A 14,530-nucleotide genomic window follows, 5' to 3' on the forward strand; every position below is an offset into this window, starting at 1 on the left:
CAACTAAGGCTTCTGTCTGCGCCTAGGCTTAGCCACAAGCCAAGTTTTCTTTAGAATTATTTTGATAAGGAGGGAAATTGAGTGGTAGAGGTTGTGGGGGTTCGCTTCAAGCGGGCAGGGAAGATATACTATTTTTCAACTGGGAGTATTGCTCTCCAAGCCAACGATAAGGTGATTGTGGAGACAGCAAGGGGAATAGAATATGGGGAATGTGTTTTGGCACCACGTCGGGTTTCTGAGGAAGAAATGGTTATGCCTCTGAAACCGGTCATACGGAAAGCAACCGCTGAAGATGAACTGATTGTTCAGGCTAATCGTGTCAAGGAAAAAGATGCTTTTGAGATTTGTCTGAAGAAAATAGTTGACCATCAGCTGCCGATGAAGCTGGTGGATGTAGAATATACTTTTGATGGGAATAAAATTATTTTTTCATTTACTGCCGAGGGAAGAGTTGATTTTCGCGAATTGGTTAAAGATTTGGCTTCGGTTTTCCGTACTCGCATTGAGCTCCGCCAGATCGGCGTTCGGGATGAAGCTAAAATGCTGGGGGGAATTGGCTCCTGCGGCAGGGTTTTGTGCTGTGCCAGCTTTTTAGGGGATTTTGAACCTGTATCCATTCGCATGGCTAAGGACCAAAAGCTCTCTCTTAATCCCACGAAAATATCGGGAATTTGCGGACGTTTGATGTGCTGTCTTAAATATGAAAATGGGGCTTATGATGAAGAAAAGGGCGGCTGCGGTAAGAGCTGTGCTGATCAAGACCATAGGGACGACAGTGATATGATTATCCTCAACGAGGATGCAGTTTTTAGGACCCTTGAGGATCCCGAAGTTAAGACGGGAGGGATCAGCCCCGCTGTACCTACTGCCGGTAAGGGGCGCCAGGAAGGGCGTCATAGGAAAGGGGAAAAGAACAAAGGAAAGAGTGAGAAGGTATGAGCCAATTGACCCAGGCCCTAACCGAGGTGGAGGAGAAGCTTAACTCCCTGATTGAGGAGGTCCGGCGTTTGCGTCCTTATGTTACAAGCCTGGAAGAAGAAAATACCAGGTTAAGACGCGAGTTATGTGCTCTGCCGGAGCAGGAGACGGAGCGGGTTATTGCCAACGCCGAACGTATTCAAGGGGTCGCTTATGAGAATTTGGAGCGGATTTACCGGGAAGGTTTTCATGTTTGTCACTTGCATTTTGGACAACCTCTGGAAGAAGGGGATTGTCTCTTTTGCATGGGCTTTTTGCGTCAAGATTAAGGGAGAATGGAGCGGTTTTTTTGGCTACGGTTCAAGGGGGGACCCTCTATATCTGTGGGACTCCCATTGGGAATTTAGGTGATATAACTTTAAGGGCTCTGGAAGTGTTAAAAAGTGTGGATCTTATTGCCGCGGAGGATACTCGCCATTCACGGAAATTATTGGAGCACTATGGGATTGCCACCCCCCTTACCAGCTATCATGAGCATAATGAAAAAGGGAAAGCTCTAGAATTAGTCAAGCGGCTGGAAAAAGGGGAAGCTGTGGCATTGATTTCCGATGCGGGAATGCCCGGCATCTCGGACCCAGGCCGAGAAGTCATTCAGCTCTGTCTGGAAAAAGGACTTTCTATCGATGTTTTGCCCGGCGCCAATGCGGGTTTAACAGCTTTGCTTCTTTCCGGTCTGCCTAATGATCATTTCTTATTTCATGGCTTTTTGCCCTCCCAATCAACTGCCCGAAAAAAGGAGTTGAAAGATTATGCTCAGCTGCCCTTTACCCAGATCTTTTACGAAGCTCCCCATCGTTTATTGGCAACATTAGAGGACCTTCTTGAGGTATTCGGAGAGCGGGAGGCAGCGGTAGTCCGGGAGATTACCAAGCTCCATCAGAGTGTTCATAAGGGAAATTTGAGTGTACTTATAAAAGAGTTTTCTGCAACTCCTCCCCGGGGAGAAATCTGCTTGTTGACTGCACCCTATGTGCCGACTCTTCCGGCAGGGGGAGAAGAGGAGTGGAGTGAGGAGGTTCAGGCCTTAACCGAGATGGGAATGAAACCTAATGAGGCCATGAAAGAAGTTGCTCAAAAGTATGGGGTAAGTAAACGTGATGTGTACCAAGCAGTAGTAAATCAGAAGAAGTCAAAAGATATTTAGATAAGATCCTTCAGTCGACACTCCTTCAGGATGACACCTATTTGTCATCCCGAGCACAGCGAAGTAGGTTTGACCCAAGAAGTAAAAGTATATCCTAAGAGAAAAATCCTTAAAAAAATAATAGAAGGCTTTACGCCTTCTATTATGTAGGATTATAATTTCAAGAGAGTTATTTTCTAAGCTTGTCCTTTGCTTAAACGGCTTCCGATTGGTTGTTGGAAGCAGCTTCGCCCATAGCAGTTGCACATTCGCGGCAAACAGTTTTGCCGCGGAAAACTTGAACATCTGCGGCATTATTACAAAATACACAAGCAGGTTCGTATTTTTTGAGAATAATTTTTTCTTGGTCTACATAGATTTCCAGGGCATCCTTTTCGTCGATGCCTAAGGTTCTACGCAGTTCGATTGGTAATACCACTCGACCTAGTTCATCTACTTTTCTTACGATTCCAGTTGATTTCATCACTAGTCCTCCTCTTAAACTACAACATTCGACACAAACTAACAACCTTATGATACCAATGATACCATTTAAAGTCAACGTTTTTTTGTTAAAAAAATGGTATTTTTTACAGAAGAATCTTCCATGCTAAGAATAAAATTTTAACTTTAGAAAAGTTGATGCTTAAGTCATGTTTATAGAAGCCGGAGTTGTAGAAGAGTTTGCTTTAGATGGAGTTGAAATTCCACCTTAAGTAAGTTACTTTAATAAAGAAGTTTGCTTAAAAGTTGTCATGGATATAATAAATTTTGTAGGGCATACACACCGGAATATGCTCTGAAGAGAGGATGGTTCAAGTTGAAATATTACATTACCACACCGATTTTTTACCCCAATGCCAGCCCCCACATTGGGACTGCTTATACCACTGTTGCAGCTGATGCCTTTGCTCGTTATCATCGCCTGAAAGGCCACGATGTGTACTTCCTCACCGGTACTGATGAGAACGCACAGAAGCTTGTCCGTACTGCGGAAGGAAAGGGAATGGACCCGAAAGCTTATGTGGATGGTATTGTGGATCGCTTTAAAGCTTTATGGGAGGAGCTGGATATCTCCTATGATGACTTTATTCGGACCACCGAAGATCGTCACCATCAAGTGGTAAAAAAGATTTTTACCAAGCTATATGAACAAGGGGATATTTATAAATCTGAATATGAGGGTTGGTATTGTACCCCTTGTGAAACTTTCTGGACGGAGAATAAACTTGAGGGTGGTAAATGTCCTAATCCTGACTGTGGCCGGGATGTTGAATTGTTAAAGGAGGAAAGCTATTTCTTCAAGCTTTCTAAATACCAAAATGCCCTTTTACAATACATCAAGGATAATCCGGACTTTATTCAGCCTGCTTCCCGCCGCAATGAGATGGTTAAATTTATCGAAGGAGGCTTGGAGGATCTTTGTGTTTCCCGGACCACTTTCCAATGGGGGATTCAAGTTCCTTTTGACCCGAAGCACGTGGTCTATGTTTGGTTGGATGCATTAATCAACTATATTTCAGCTCTGGGTTACCCCGATGGAGAGCTGTATAAAAGATATTGGCCGGCGGAAGTTCACTTAATGGGTAAGGATATCGTCCGCTTCCATGCGGTGATTTGGCCGATTATTTTGATGGCTTTGGGAGTTCCCCTGCCCAAAGTGGTCTATGGCCATGGCTGGTATCTAAGTAAAGAAGGGGGCAAAATCTCCAAGTCCCGGGGAAATGTTCAGGATTCCTTTGAACTGATTAAGCGCTATGGCTCCGATGCTATTCGCTATTTCCTCCTGCGGGAAATGCAGGTAGGTGCTGATGGTGCTTATTCGGAAGATAGCCTGGTGGAAAGGTTAAATAGTGATTTGGCTAATGACTTAGGAAACTTTGTTTCCCGCAGTCTGGCGATGATCGTAAAATACCGCGGCGGAGTTGTTCCTAAGACCGCTGAACTAACTTCTATAGAAGAGGAACTTAAGGCTTTAGACCAAGAGGTAATAACTAAGGTAGAGGAACGGTTGGAAGCACATGATCCGGCCGGTGCTTTGGAACAGCTATGGCGGCTGGTTTCCCGTATGAATAAATACGTGGATGAAACGGCACCCTGGACCCTGGCCAAGCAGGAAGATCAACAGGCTCGCCTGGATACGGTACTTCATACTTTTGCTGAGGCTATCCGCATCTTAGGAATTCTCTGCGCGCCCTTTATGCCCAAGCTTACACCCAAAATGTTCCGCCAATTAGGGATCGGTGAAGAAATGCTTTCTTGGGAGGATGCCAAACGGTGGGATGTGTTGGGAGAAGGAGTTAAGGTAGAACGGGGAGAAGCCTTATTCCCACGTATTGATATGTCACAATTTAATGTTGAAGAGGAGAAAACACCGGTGAACGAAGTGAATACAAGTAAAAATACTCAAGAGGCTGTTAAAGCATTGGCTACAGTTCAAGTTGAGGGTGCTACTACAGAAAAGGCAGTGGAGTTTGAGCCCATCAAAGAAGAGATCACCATCGATGATTTTGCCAAGATTGATCTGCGGGTGGCAAAGGTTCTCCAGGCGGAAAAGGTGGAGAAAACCGATAAGCTTTTAAAACTGGAAATCGAGGTGGCCGGAAAACCCCGGACCATTGTCTCCGGAATTGCTCAGTACTATGCACCGGAGGATTTAGTGGGCAAGTATGTGGTGATCGTGGCTAATCTTAAGCCGACTAAATTACGGGGAATTATGTCGGAAGGTATGATTCTCGCCGCTTCCCATGGGGAAGTCCTTGAAGTATTAACCTTAGCTAAAGATATCCCGGCAGGGGCACGTGTGAAATGATTTGGGATACCCATGCTCATCTGGATGATCCCCGTTACCAGGAGGATTTCCGGCAAATTCTTCAAAATATGAAAGAGGCGCAAATTACCCGGGTCACCAACGTAGGCTATGATCTGCCATCCTCGGAAAGATCGGTGCGCCTTGCCCATCAGTACGATAATATCTATGCTGCCGTGGGGGTTCACCCCCATGATGCTCAAGAGGCCACAGAGGAAACCTGGGAGCGGTTGAGTAAGCTGGCCCAAGAAGATAAAGTCATTGCTTGGGGTGAGATCGGCTTGGATTATTACCGGGATCTCTCCCCCCGCAAGGTTCAGCAAGAAGTGTTTATTCGCCAGATTGAACTGGCTGATCAGGCGGGGCTGCCGATCATCATTCATAATCGGGATGCCCATCAAGATCTCTTAGACATTGTGAAAGCTCATACCCCGAAAAAAGGTGGGGTCTTCCACTGCTATTCCGGCTCTTGGGAGATGGCTAAGCTGATTCTGAATTTGGGCTTTTATCTTTCCTTTGCCGGACCGCTGACCTTTAAAAATGCCCGACATACGGTGGAAGTAGCTGAGAAAGTTCCCTTAGACCGCTTTTTGATCGAGACGGATTCCCCTTATCTAACCCCGGAGCCTTACCGTGGTAAGCGCAACGAACCGGCTTATGTGCGTCATGTGGCGGCTCGCTTTGGGGAGATCCGGGGCCTGGAATTAGAGGAAGTTGCAAATATGGCCTTTGCGAATGGGAATAGGTTGTTTGGCAAAAGAACCTTTTAACAGCAAGTGAGGACTTTGGCAAAGATTGGTATAATAAAGGAAACTAACACCTTAGCCCATTTAGAAGGACTAGGGTGTTCTTTTTTTATCCCTACCTTCATATTTTTTAGCAGGAGGGAAGAATATGTATTCATTGCCTATAGCCTCGTATGCCGATTATTGGCGTTCGGCGAAAAACAGAAGCCTGACTATGGGGGGGACCTTGGTTTTAGCTGGCAGTACCTTGATGTATGTTCCCTCGGAAGCATTTCCGGAAAAAATCCCATTAACTTTTCCGGTGTTTGAAAGAAATAATCAGAGTACTGCCCTAATTCCTGATAGTCAGGTTTTGGGTAGTGAGGTATCGGGAGGAGTTGCCGGAGCCGCAAGTTCTTTAGGGGAGGCGGACCCCGAACCCGTTTTTCCGAGTATCGGTGGGCAGGTGGCTAAGTCCTATCGGATCGAGGAGGTGGAAATTCCTATCGACACTGAATATGTCGAGTCGGGCCAAGTGCTTCCAGGGACTAGTAGGGTTCGGGAGGAAGGTCAAATAGGGATAGAACGGCGGGTGATCCGCACTACCACCGTGGGGGGGGAGCTCCAGGATGAACATGTGGTTCATCAGTTCCAATTAAATGCTCCGAAGAAGCGGGTAGTGATTCAGAATACCAGACCCGTAGAACGAACTGAAGTGGATCTTAGCCAGTATAATATCGTAAGAACCTTTGAGGTAGAAGCCACTGCTTATACCTATACAGGCAATCCTACGGCAACAGGGGTTTGGCCCCGGGAGGGTTTAATTGCCGTCGACCCCCGGGTTATCCCCCTGGGAACCGAGGTCTATGTAGAGGGATATGGCTATGCCATTGCTGCCGATACCGGAGGGGCTATAAAAGGGGATATCATCGATGTTTTTTTCCCTAGCTTGCAACGGTGTATCCAATGGGGAAGGAGGCCGGTGACTATACATATCTTAGCAAATCATTGAACGGAATCTTTTCAGGCGGAGATTCACCCCTCACCGGAGGTTAGTCAAGTCCCTGCCGCCTGGTAACAGATGGTAAATAAAACCAAAAAGTTTTGACATATAGGGGAGATTTGGTTAAAATATTAGAGTAGGTCAGAGTTAAATTATGGAGGGATGAGATGATAGAGAAGACACGAACTTCGGTATTATCCTTAGTTCGTAGCTCCCGTAAAGCCCAAATCTCCGTTACATTACTGACTGTAGCTTTCATCGTAGTATCAGTACTTTTCTTTAAGGCTAAAGCGATCACTGTTGTGGTAGATGGGGAAAAACAGAGCCTCACAACCCTATATTCCACGGTGGGAGCAGCCCTTGAACATTCCAGGCTTGGTATTTATCCGGAGGATATTGTAGAACCGCATCGGGAAACACCCGTTGGTAAAGGATTAGAGGTTAAAATTACCCGCAGCATGCCGGTTCAGTTGACAGTGGATGGCGAGATATTTTCTGTCCGGACACCGGCCGCCACTGTGGGAGAGGCATTGACGGATTTGTCAAACCGTTTGGGGTTGGATCTCAAAGTAACGGATGAGGTAAACCTTGACCGGGAAACGAAAATGACGGCAGATGCCCAGATTGAGGTTCGGCGGGCGGTACCGATTAAAGTCAAAGTAGATGGTGAGGAATTCGATACATATTCGGCTCCCCGGACTGTAGAAGAGACTTTGCAAAAATTAGAGATAGTTTTAGGTGAAAAGGATAAGGTATCTCTTCCCATGGATCACATGATCGAAGCCGATGATGAGATTCAAGTAGTAAGGGTGGAGGAAAAGGTTGAAACCATTAAGAGTGAGATCCCCTATCAGACCGTGGCCAAGCCGGCAGATTTTCCCTTAGGCCTGCCGGATAAGGTTGTGACAAACGGGGTTAACGGGGAACATGAGCAAGTCGTCAAAATTACTCTGGAAGACGGGGTAGAAGTTGCCCGTCAAGTTTTGAAGCAGGAGGTTTTACGGGCTCCTGTAAATCGAGTAGTTTCACGAGGATCACAGACCACCATTTCCCGTGGCGGTAAAACCATTGAATTTAAACGAGCCTATCAAATGAGGGCTACCGCCTATTCCGGAGGCGGCAGAACTGCCACCGGCCATGAAGTACGCTACGGGATAATTGCCGTAGATCCACGAGTAATTCCTTTAGGAACGGAAGTTTACGTGGAAGGATATGGTGAGGCAATCGCATTGGACACCGGCGGTGCGATCAAAGGAAACCGGGTTGATTTATATATGAATACGGAGGAGGCTGCCTTGTCTTGGGGAGTGCGCCCCGTAGTGGTTTATGTAAAATAATAAAAGTGACCTACAACGAATTTTTTTGATTAGTATCGAGTTATGGAAATGAGGTTTTCCGAAATAAGGAAGGGCCTCATTTTTTTTGTCTTGTTATCATATCTATCATAGGGAAAAAGGATTAAGGGGGGAGCGGATTGCGAAGACCTATAGTAATCCCCGGTACACGGATACAGGGGATAGCGGTTGGTATTGTGTTAACAGTAATGCTCAGCTTAATATTCTCGGTATTATATCAGGGTTCCGCCGCAGTTCTCGGACCCCTTGAGACTAAGTATAAAGTTGTGATAGATGCCGGTCATGGTGGGTATGATCCGGGAGCCATAACTAAACAAGGGATCTATGAAAAGCAAATTAATTTGGAAATGGCAAAACGAGTCAAGGAGCTGCTGGAGCCGGCAGGAATCGAGGTGATCTTGACACGGGAAGAGGATATAGATTATGTGCCTGAAGGAGTACGGGGCAAGCAATCTAAAAAGCAGGCCGATCTCAATTACCGTATTTCTCTTGCCACTGAGGCTCAGGTCGATGCTTTAATCAGCTTACATCTTAACGCGACGACTTCTGAGCGTAATACCGGGGCTGAGACTTTTTATAACTTTAAATCCGAGGAAGGCAAAAGATTAGCGGAAACCATTCAAAAAGAATTGATCAAGGTCCCGGGGATGAATCGTAGGGTCGCAAAACCGGGGGATTTTTATATCATTAACCGTACCCCAATGCCGGCGGTTATCGTTGAATTAGGTTATATTAGCAATCCTAAGGAATTTACCAGACTTCGGCAAACCTGGTATCAAGATCAGTTGGCTCAGGCCGTTGCTAAAGGGGTCGCAAATTACTTCGGCCTGCCTTAAATCCCGGTCTTCGGGAATCAATTTGGAAAAAATGCTTCGTTTTACAAGTACGGATTGAAAAAGACAATATAAATGTAGAACTTTTTAGAGATAATAATAGGTATTAAACAAAGAGGTAATAAGGAGATGATAAGAAGATTCTTTATTGGATTTTTTAAAACTAGGTGCTTATGTCAAATAGTGGATTAGCATTCTGTCAATCTCTATACATAAGGACAATTTATGAGGGGACAATAAAGTCAGGTGACCGAATCAAGATGAAGGAGTTGATTTCAGAATGAAGCGGTTTCTGACTTTAAATTTAATTGCTGTTTTGGTATTGAGTCTTAGCTTAGCAGGGTGTAATACAGCTCAACAAAAAAGCACCCAGGCCCCTAATCAGGTGGTCACAGAGAGTGGTGAACCACCACAGGCTGAAGCCGAGACCCGGGAGGATGTTCTCGGTACGGAAAAACGTGTGGTCATGGGTTTCTACACAGATCCTGAAGGGGAGATTCCGGGCTCAAAGGATTCTATGATGAAAAACATCAAAATGCTCGATGAGGTTTCCTTCTTCTGGTATTCTTTTGATGCCAATGGCAAGATCATTACCACAGGGAAAAAGGATCTAAGTATTAAAGAAGCAGCTCAGAAAAACGGTTCCAAAGCCTATGCCTTGATTCATAACATGCGGGGCGGACTCTTTGATGCCAATCTGGCCCACAGTGTTTTTGCCAATCCTCAGACCCGGTCAAAATTCGTTAACAATCTTGTTCAATTAACTCTCAATGAAAAATGGGATGGGATTGCTATCGATATTGAAAAGACGCCGCCGGGAGACCGCAATAACCTTACTGCCTTCTTGGGTGAGCTCCATAAGGCTTTAAAAGCCAAGGACAAGGTTCTTAATGTATCCATACCAGCCAAATTTATCGATTACCCATCCGACCTTTGGTCCGGTGCCTATGACTATGCGGCGATCGGTAAAAATGCCGACCAAATTGTCTTGATGACTTACGATGAGCATGGTCTGGGAACCACTCAAGGACCGATTGCCTCCCATGCCTGGGTAAACAAGGTCATCGCTTATGCGGTGACGAAAATACCCCGGGAAAAAATTGTAATGGGACTGCCGGTATACTCCTTTGATTGGGGTTCCAACAAGCCGACCATCCCGGATTATCTCTCCTTTGAGCAAAGCATGTCCCGGGCTAAGAAACACGGGGTTCAGGTGGGCTATGATGAAGAGCACAAAGTTCCTCACTATACCTACACAGCCAATGGTGTCCGCCACGAAGTATACTTCGAGAATAAGCAAAGCTTGCAACCTAAAATGGAGTATGCCAGAGAGCATAAGCTTCATGGTGTAGCTATCTGGAGATTAGGTATGGAAGATCCCGCTATCTGGGATGGCCTGGTCAAAACCTATGGAACCAATAAGAATAAGAAGTAAAGATAAAGGGGCAGGAGTTAATCCTGCCCCTTGTTATACTCAAGATGGGATGTCATCCTGAACAATAGCGAAGGATCTTTACCCGGTTAAGATACTTGATTGCGTTCAGTATGACATGGTGGGTAGATTTGTGAAATGCTCCAAGATGGAGTAAGATAAAACAGGTAAAACTAGGGAGATTCTTGGAGTGGAGAGGAAAATGAATTCTTATGATCAGTGAGTTAATCGTGGTGGAAGGAAAAAATGATGCACACGCCGTTCGTAGGGCTTTAGGCGATGTGGATATCCTATGGACGGAAGGTTATGGGTTAACTAAAGAAAAGTTAGACTATATTGCCGAGATGGCTAAACGCCGGGGAGTAATCGTTTTTATGGATCCTGATTCGGTGGGGGAACAGATTCGGGAAAGGATCAGACGGCAAGTTCCCGAGGCTAAGCATGTATATCTTGCCAAAAAGGATGCGCGCTCGCAAAATGATGATGACATCGGGGTAGAAAATGCCCGTCCTGAGGACATTCGGGAAGCCTTTCAAAAAATAAAAAGAGACACTCTGGAATCCTCCGAGAAGCAAAGTGCCACAGAACCAGGAGCAGATTTATTTGAAATAAAGGATTTAGTAGAAGCCGGTCTGGCAGGATTGCCCAATTCTGCTGAGCGGCGCTGGGCGGTAGGAAAGATATTAGGAGTCGGGGATACCAATGCCAAGCAGTTATTAAAGCGTATAAATCGTTTTGGTATTACCAGGGAGGAATTTGAAAAAGCGGTAAGGGAGACTGTCTATGGAGAACGCAGCTAATTATACCCGGCGCATTCTTAAAGAGGGTGCTAAGGCACATAAAAGTTTAGGGCAAAATTTTTTAATAGATGATCAGGTTATAGGAAATATTGTAGCGGCCAGTGTGATTGATCCGGAGACACCGGTTGTGGAAATCGGACCGGGCTTAGGGGTATTGACCCGTGTCTTGGCTAGTAAGGCTCAAAAGGTCTGGGCCATCGAATTGGATCGGGGAAAGCTGGATATCCTTAACCGCGAGCTGAAAGATTTACCGGTAGAAATTCACAATATGGATGCCCTGGAGCTAAATTTGGCCGACATCTGGGGTAATAAAAAAGGGGTTCTGGTGGGAAATCTCCCCTATTACATAACCAGTCCTCTGCTTATGCATTTTCTGGAGCAAAAGGATTCTTTACAGAGTATGGTGGTCATGGTCCAGAAGGAAGTGGCGGATCGTCTGATTGCCAAACCCGGAGGTAAAGATTACGGTGTTCTTACGGTGGCGGCGCAAGTGTCCGCGAAGGCCGAGAAGCTCTTTGAGGTTCCTCCCCATGCGTTCCGGCCCGCTCCTAAAGTGACTTCGGCGGTCGTTCGCTTTGAACTCCGACCTTATCCGGGGTTAACAGTAGCGGAAAAAGATTTTTTCCGGGTAGTCAAAGCGGCTTTTAGTCAACGGCGCAAAACCTTAGGGAATTCCCTGGCTGGGGGACTAGGCACCGATAAAAAGCTGGTAAGCGAAATACTTGCTGCAGCAGGAGTGGATGCTCAAAGGAGAGCGGAAACTTTAAGCATAGAGGAGTTTCAAGCAGTGGCGGAAGCAGTTATAAAATTCTTTTGTAAATCCTAATTCGGTTAGCAGGCTGTGTTTAGGCAGTCCAGATAATGGCTAGGAAAAAGTACTTCGGCGGCATATTTCTCCCCCTGTAAAAAGCAGCAAATTGCGAAGAATTTGCTGCTTTTTAGTAAGTTATAGTGTTTTATTTAGTCACGTCTTTTTTGGAAGTATCGGCGTCCTGGACATTACCTTTAGCCTCTTCTTCCGGAGTGGGGATTCCTAAGATTTTTCCGGAGTGGTCTTTGCCTAAGAAGAAGTTGGACCAGGAAGAGGTCTGATAGAGATCCCAGTTGGCAGGTGGGATATGATGAGCATCCAAATCTCCTTCTTCTCCGTATTTCTTCAGGCGGGCATAGGCTCTGACATAGATGCATTGCTTTTGGTTAGGATATACTTCACACCAGCCGTTGTAGCTGCCGCCGCAGGCCCCATTGCGCTGGTTCTTGGGACATTGGGACATGGGGCAAAGGTAAGCCAGCTCGAACATAGCGCAGTCACCGCAGTCTTTGCAGTCATTGGTGATGACTTTGGCAATATGCTCAAGCCCGTGTTTGCGGTTATCCTTGCGTCCTTTATAGATACTCCGCATCACCGGGAAAAAGTTCTTGCCGGGGGTGAAGAGTAGGCTATGCATCATTCTCATACCGCTGTAGGCTACGCCCACAGGGGCATCCAGGGGTAACTTTTTCCGATTTACGGGAGTGGTGGTATTAAGGCCGGTCTTAGGATCTTTTTCGTAGTAGTAGAAGCCGTTGGGCATGGGGTAATCAAATTCCGGAACGAGAGCCAGCCAGTCTTTGCTGAGTTCTTCGCCCTTATCGATGATATATTCAACTTGTTCGTATTTGATGTTATGGCCGCCGATATGAACACCGTTAAAGCCCATGCCTTTCATAATGGCGTACATCTTCGCAGCTCTTAACAAACGAGCACCTAGGCCTTTATCTTCGGCGGTTCTTTCTTTATCTAATTCTGCCAGGAGCTTGTCGGTGACTACACAGCCCGGTAGTTGATTCTGATTCATGATCTTAGCTGCTCCAAAGGGGAGAACATAGATGTTGCCCACTAAAGGAACATTCAGGTCGTTAAGTTTCATAAATTGCCATACTTCATGAATTTTACGCACATCGTAACCTAGCTGGGTCACGATGAACTGAGCCCCGCTGGCGACTTTCTTCTTCAATTTAAAATACTGGACCATTTGTTCTGCTTCAGTAGCCTTAAAAGGTGAAACAGCCGCCCCGGCATAAAAGTCGCTGGGTTGATGGTAAGACATACCCTTAGGTCCCGGTATGCCCAGTCCTTCATTCATCTGCGAGATAAGTTCCAGGGCATGGGTGGGATCAAGATCGAAGACCGGCTTAGGGCGGCCTTTGAACCCGGAGACAGTATAATCCCCGGTCATAATCAAGAGGTTGCGGACTTCTGCCCGGTCCAGAGCATAAAGCTGGCTCTCCATCTGGTTGCGGTTCTTATCCTTACAGGTAAAGTGTACGAGGGGTTCGATACCGAGTTTGAGGATCTCCTGGCCAAGGTAGTCGGCCAACATAGCGGGGTTGCCCCCAGGATTATCGGTGATGGTTATGGCGTGAATTTTACCGCCTTTAGCCGCTTGCTCCGCAGCAAGTAAGGCACTTTCTTGAGCCTTCTCACGAGCTCCTCTCCCAGGGACTACCTCCCAAGTGACGGAGAGGGTGTTAGGGTCTAATAAAGACTGTTTAAAACGATTCTCCATTTCTATCCCTTTCCCTTCTCTTTCTTTTCCACTTTTTGTGTCGAAAAATTATATTAATGAACTCCGGGATCTCCTACTGCCTCCTTCCTCAAGAGCTGATCGCCCAAACGCATGTCACTTACAATTGTATAACAATTGAGACAATTCTTTCAATTGGTAAATGCTATTTTCTGAAAATTTTTTATCCCGAACTATAGAAATGATATTGCAATTCTTATATTTTTCATCAATAATAGTTATAATTATTTTAAAATGAAGATTTCTTCACCTACCCAGGATTTTACACTACCTGAAAAGTCTTTTCAATGGACTGGGTAGGGTATTTCCAAACCTGGTTGAATAGAATCTAGTATGTTGTAACAAAATAAAGTTCTTTTATTAGAAAATTTGCGGGAATTTTAAGAAGAGGATGGGATGTGGCTTTGCGAAGCATTAGAAATCAGTTGGTTTTAGTGTTTTTGCTCACTTCAATTATGATGGCCTTAATCGTGGGTGGATTTAACATCTATAATCAAACTATTCTGGCCCAAAAAAATGTGGAGGAGTATCGTAAAACTCTTTATGAGGAATATGACCGAGGCCTTAAGATGAATGTGGAGATCGCCCTGAGCTTGGTCCAATCTGTGTATGCGGAGCAGCAAAAGGGGCTGTTAACAGAAGCGGAGGCTAAGGAAAAAGCCGCGGCCATCGTCCGCAAGATTAATTTCGATAATGGCAACTATATTTGGGTGGATACAGTTGAAGGAATTAACGTAGTTTACTTAGGCAAAGACACCGAAGGAAAGAGTCGGATCGATGCTGTTGACTCACATGGCTTTCTTTACATAAAAGAACTTATTAAAAATGGGATGCAAGAGGGCGGTGGGTATACCGACTATGAATTTGCCAAGCCTAATGAGACCGACCCAAAGCCCAAGCGGAGC

Annotated in this window: 14 protein-coding genes; 12 read left to right on the plus strand and 2 right to left on the minus strand. The window is 45.7% G+C overall.

Annotated features, from left to right (window positions below; genetic code table 11):
* Positions 1 to 81 precede the first annotated feature (81 nt).
* The 3 genes from AC1U9U_RS06790 to rsmI are packed head-to-tail and all read left to right on the plus strand — an operon-like array spanning position 82 to position 2,122.
* Complete coding sequence (locus AC1U9U_RS06790; protein ID WP_479959797.1) at positions 82 to 939, plus strand: PSP1 domain-containing protein; 858 nt, start codon at positions 82 to 84, stop codon at positions 937 to 939.
* A complete protein-coding gene (locus AC1U9U_RS06795) occupies positions 936 to 1,247 on the plus strand; it encodes an initiation-control protein YabA (protein ID WP_479959798.1) in 312 nt (103 codons plus the stop codon). The genes AC1U9U_RS06790 and AC1U9U_RS06795 overlap by 4 nt, the downstream gene beginning before the upstream one ends.
* Before the next feature lie 20 nt (positions 1,248 to 1,267).
* Positions 1,268 to 2,122: a 16S rRNA (cytidine(1402)-2'-O)-methyltransferase gene (gene rsmI / locus AC1U9U_RS06800; RefSeq protein ID WP_479959799.1), complete on the plus strand. Its 855-nt coding sequence runs from the start codon at positions 1,268 to 1,270 to the stop codon at positions 2,120 to 2,122.
* A 193-nt stretch (positions 2,123 to 2,315) separates the two neighbouring features.
* On the opposite strand, the gene AC1U9U_RS06805 is transcribed toward rsmI, so the two are convergent.
* Positions 2,316 to 2,585 (minus strand): AbrB/MazE/SpoVT family DNA-binding domain-containing protein, encoded by a 270-nt coding sequence (locus tag AC1U9U_RS06805; protein ID WP_479959800.1) that lies wholly within the window; start codon positions 2,583 to 2,585, stop codon positions 2,316 to 2,318.
* Positions 2,586 to 2,921: 336 nt separating this feature from the next.
* Between AC1U9U_RS06805 and metG the strand changes: the two genes are divergently transcribed.
* From metG to rsmA, 8 genes are all read left to right on the plus strand, one after another.
* Positions 2,922 to 4,913: a methionine--tRNA ligase gene (metG, locus tag AC1U9U_RS06810; RefSeq protein WP_479959801.1), complete on the plus strand. Its 1,992-nt coding sequence runs from the start codon at positions 2,922 to 2,924 to the stop codon at positions 4,911 to 4,913.
* On the plus strand, positions 4,910 to 5,680 hold the full coding sequence (locus tag AC1U9U_RS06815) for a TatD family hydrolase (protein ID WP_479959802.1): 771 nt from the start codon (positions 4,910 to 4,912) through the stop codon (positions 5,678 to 5,680). Before metG ends, AC1U9U_RS06815 begins: the two co-directional genes overlap by 4 nt.
* 124 nt (positions 5,681 to 5,804) lie before the next feature.
* Positions 5,805 to 6,647, plus strand: coding sequence for a G5 and 3D domain-containing protein (locus tag AC1U9U_RS06820; RefSeq protein WP_479959803.1), 843 nt, complete (start codon positions 5,805 to 5,807; stop codon positions 6,645 to 6,647).
* A gap of 158 nt (positions 6,648 to 6,805) precedes the next feature.
* Positions 6,806 to 7,975 carry a ubiquitin-like domain-containing protein gene (locus AC1U9U_RS06825; protein WP_479959804.1) on the plus strand — a complete coding sequence of 390 codons (1,170 nt, stop codon included), beginning with the start codon at positions 6,806 to 6,808 and terminating at the stop codon, positions 7,973 to 7,975.
* A 137-nt stretch (positions 7,976 to 8,112) separates the two neighbouring features.
* Complete coding sequence (locus AC1U9U_RS06830; protein WP_479959805.1) at positions 8,113 to 8,829, plus strand: N-acetylmuramoyl-L-alanine amidase family protein; 717 nt, start codon at positions 8,113 to 8,115, stop codon at positions 8,827 to 8,829.
* Between the two features lie 277 nt (positions 8,830 to 9,106).
* Entirely contained in the window at positions 9,107 to 10,261 is a 1,155-nt protein-coding gene (locus AC1U9U_RS06835; RefSeq protein ID WP_479959806.1) for a glycosyl hydrolase family 18 protein, read from the plus strand.
* Between the two features lie 209 nt (positions 10,262 to 10,470).
* A complete protein-coding gene (rnmV, locus tag AC1U9U_RS06840) occupies positions 10,471 to 11,058 on the plus strand; it encodes a ribonuclease M5 (RefSeq protein ID WP_479959807.1) in 588 nt (195 codons plus the stop codon).
* Complete coding sequence (gene rsmA, locus AC1U9U_RS06845) at positions 11,042 to 11,884, plus strand: 16S rRNA (adenine(1518)-N(6)/adenine(1519)-N(6))-dimethyltransferase RsmA (RefSeq protein WP_479959808.1); 843 nt, start codon at positions 11,042 to 11,044, stop codon at positions 11,882 to 11,884. The genes rnmV and rsmA overlap by 17 nt, the downstream gene beginning before the upstream one ends.
* 130 nt (positions 11,885 to 12,014) lie before the next feature.
* Here rsmA and AC1U9U_RS06850 read toward each other — a convergent pair whose 3' ends face one another.
* On the minus strand, positions 12,015 to 13,607 hold the full coding sequence (locus tag AC1U9U_RS06850) for a methylenetetrahydrofolate reductase C-terminal domain-containing protein (protein ID WP_479959809.1): 1,593 nt from the start codon (positions 13,605 to 13,607) through the stop codon (positions 12,015 to 12,017).
* A 422-nt stretch (positions 13,608 to 14,029) separates the two neighbouring features.
* Between AC1U9U_RS06850 and AC1U9U_RS06855 the strand changes: the two genes are divergently transcribed.
* On the plus strand, positions 14,030 to 14,530 hold a 501-nt coding region (locus AC1U9U_RS06855), incomplete at its 3' end, for a cache domain-containing protein (protein WP_479959810.1).

It is taken from the genome of Desulfitobacterium sp. (genome assembly GCF_982384815.1).

Coding starts and splice junctions, on each gene's coding strand:
- AC1U9U_RS06795 (WP_479959798.1), top strand. CDS start 936: ATGAGCCAATTGACCCAGGCCCTAACCGAGGTGGAGGAGAAGCTTAAC.
- AC1U9U_RS06805 (WP_479959800.1), bottom strand. CDS start 2,585: ATGAAATCAACTGGAATCGTAAGAAAAGTAGATGAACTAGGTCGAGTG.
- AC1U9U_RS06815 (WP_479959802.1), top strand. CDS start 4,910: ATGATTTGGGATACCCATGCTCATCTGGATGATCCCCGTTACCAGGAG.
- AC1U9U_RS06820 (WP_479959803.1), top strand. CDS start 5,805: ATGTATTCATTGCCTATAGCCTCGTATGCCGATTATTGGCGTTCGGCG.
- AC1U9U_RS06825 (WP_479959804.1), top strand. CDS start 6,806: ATGATAGAGAAGACACGAACTTCGGTATTATCCTTAGTTCGTAGCTCC.
- AC1U9U_RS06835 (WP_479959806.1), top strand. CDS start 9,107: ATGAAGCGGTTTCTGACTTTAAATTTAATTGCTGTTTTGGTATTGAGT.
- rnmV (WP_479959807.1), top strand. CDS start 10,471: ATGATCAGTGAGTTAATCGTGGTGGAAGGAAAAAATGATGCACACGCC.
- rsmA (WP_479959808.1), top strand. CDS start 11,042: ATGGAGAACGCAGCTAATTATACCCGGCGCATTCTTAAAGAGGGTGCT.
- AC1U9U_RS06850 (WP_479959809.1), bottom strand. CDS start 13,607: ATGGAGAATCGTTTTAAACAGTCTTTATTAGACCCTAACACCCTCTCC.